General features: G+C 68.4%; 1 protein-coding gene and 1 pseudogene. Both read left to right on the top strand.

Annotated elements, in window-relative coordinates:
- Positions 1-288: 288 nt before the first annotated feature.
- Positions 289-1,752 carry an amidohydrolase gene (locus VJ655_RS01095; RefSeq protein ID WP_324097524.1) on the top strand — a complete coding sequence of 488 codons (1,464 nt, stop codon included), beginning with the start codon at positions 289-291 and terminating at the stop codon, positions 1,750-1,752.
- Positions 1,752-2,164, top strand: a pseudogene (locus VJ655_RS01090) (amidohydrolase); the annotation flags it as partial. The gene VJ655_RS01095 and the pseudogene VJ655_RS01090, both read left to right, overlap by 1 nt.

The following is a 2,164-nucleotide window of genomic DNA, read 5'->3' as shown; positions in this document are numbered from 1 at the left end:
GCCGCACATGCCGCCCTCGGCCACCGGCGTCCTGGGCGACTGGGCCGGCGGCATTCCGGAGCCGGGCGTCGGCGCGCCGCATCCCGTCAAGGCGATCAGGGCGAGACACGCGAGCAGGCGGCGCATGGACGATCTCCGATGGACAAGCTGATCAATTGAACGCGCGGACCGTCCTGGCGGCGCCGCGCAACGATTTTGCCGTCGATCGCGCCCGCCGGACATCGTCCGACTTGATAAGCTGATCCTTTTCGTCTGTCCTTCCAGCCTCTTCGAGAGTCGGGGTTTTTCATGATCGGATGGCGTTACGCGGCGACCGCCGCGAGCCTGCTGGCGCTTGGCCTCTCGGCCTGCGCGACGACCGGGACCAGCAGTCCCTCCAAGCCGGCGCCGAAGCCCGCCGAGAAGGCCGAGGTCAAGCCGCTGCCCAAGGGCCTGGACGGCGAGGCGTCGAGCGGCTTTCCGTCGACCTACAAGCCCTTCCCGTCGCGCCCGACGGCCTTCGTCGGCGCGACGGTGCTGACGGCCACCGGCCAGCAGATCGAGAATGGCGTGGTCATCGCCTCGGGCGGCAAGATCATCGCCGTCGGCGGCCCCGACACGCCGATCCCGGCCGACGTCGCCAAGGTCGACTCCACCGGCAAATGGATCACGCCCGGCGTCATCGACGCCCACAGCCACCTGGGGGTCTATCCCTCGCCCGGCGTCCAGGTCCGCTCGGACGGCAACGAGGCCACCGACCCGAACACCGCCCAGGTCTGGGCCGAGCATTCGGTCTGGCCGCAGGATCCCGGCTTCAATCGGGCCCGGGCTGGCGGGGTCACCACGCTGCAGATCCTCCCCGGCTCTGCCAATCTGTTCGGTGGCCGTTCGGTGACGCTGAAGAACGTGCCGTCCCTGACCACCCAGGGCATGAAGTTCCCCGACGCGCCCTATGGCCTGAAAATGGCCTGCGGCGAGAACCCGAAGCGGGTCTATGGCGGCAAGAGCCGCTCGCCCTCCACCGCGATGGGCAATGTCTTCGGCTATCGCAAGGCCTGGATCGACGCGGCCGACTACGCCCGCAAGTGGGACGACTTCCGCGCCAAACAGCAGAAGGGCGAGAAGGCCGATCCGCCCAAGCGCGACCTGCAACTGGAAACCCTGGCCGGCGTCCTCAAGGGCGAGATCCTGGTGCAGAACCACTGCTACCGGGCCGACGAAGAGGCCACGATGATCGATATCGCCAAGGAGTTTGGCTACAAGATCACGATGTTCCACCACGCGATCGAGAGCTACAAGATCGCGCCCCTACTGGCCAAGGAAGGCGTCTGCTCGGCCACCTGGGCCTCGTGGACCGGCTTCAAGATGGAAAGCCTGGACGGCATCGACGCCAACGCCGCGATCCTCTGGAAGAACGGCGCCTGCGTGGTCATCCACTCCGACGATCCGATCATGACCCAGCGGCTGAACCAGGAGGCCGCCATCGCCATGGCCGCCGGCGCCAAGCTGGGCATCGACATCCCGCGCGCCGAGGCCATCAAGTGGATCACGGCCAATCCGGCCAAGGCCATGGGCATCGGCGACAAGACCGGCAGTCTCGAGGCCGGCAAGGCCGCCGACCTGGTGGTCTGGAGCCGTGACCCGTTCAGCGTCTACGCCCAGGCCGAGAAGGTCTTCATCGATGGCGCGCTGATCTACGACCGCAAGGACGCGCGCTTCCAGCCCAAGTCCGATTTCGAGCTCGGCCAACCCGGCCAGGGAGCGTTCAACTGATGATCCGGTCCCTTCTCCTGACCAGCGCGGCCTGCGCGCTCGCCCTCCCCTTGGCTCTCCCCGCCGCGGCCGAGACCATCGCCATCGTCAACGCTCGCATCGAGCCCGTCTCCAGCGCCGCGATCCCCAACGGGAGCCTGGTGATCAAGGACGGCAAGATCGCCGCCATCGGCGCCGGCGTGGCCGTGCCGGCCGGCGCCCGCGTCATCGACGCCAAGGGCGGCGTCGTCACGCCCGGTCTGGTCGCCCCCTCGTCGAACCTCGGCGCCTCCGAGATCGGCGGCGTGCGAGAAACCCGCGACGACGGCACCGGCAATGCGCTCAGCGCCGCCTTCGACATCGCCTACGGCGTCAATCCGGCCTCGCCGATGATCGGCCTGGCCCGCGATGGCGGGATCACAAGCTCGGCGGT

Origin of the sequence: Caulobacter sp. (assembly GCF_035254145.1) — a bacterium.
Classification (GTDB): Bacteria; Pseudomonadota; Alphaproteobacteria; order Caulobacterales; family Caulobacteraceae; genus Caulobacter.
The sequence above is the reverse complement of the archived record's forward strand: the minus strand, read 5'-3'. Positions and strand labels throughout refer to the sequence as shown.

What these genes read in the sequence shown, in the direction of transcription:
- VJ655_RS01095 (WP_324097524.1), top strand. Translation starts at nt 289, where the DNA reads ATGATCGGATGGCGTTACGCGGCGACCGCCGCGAGCCTGCTGGCGCTT.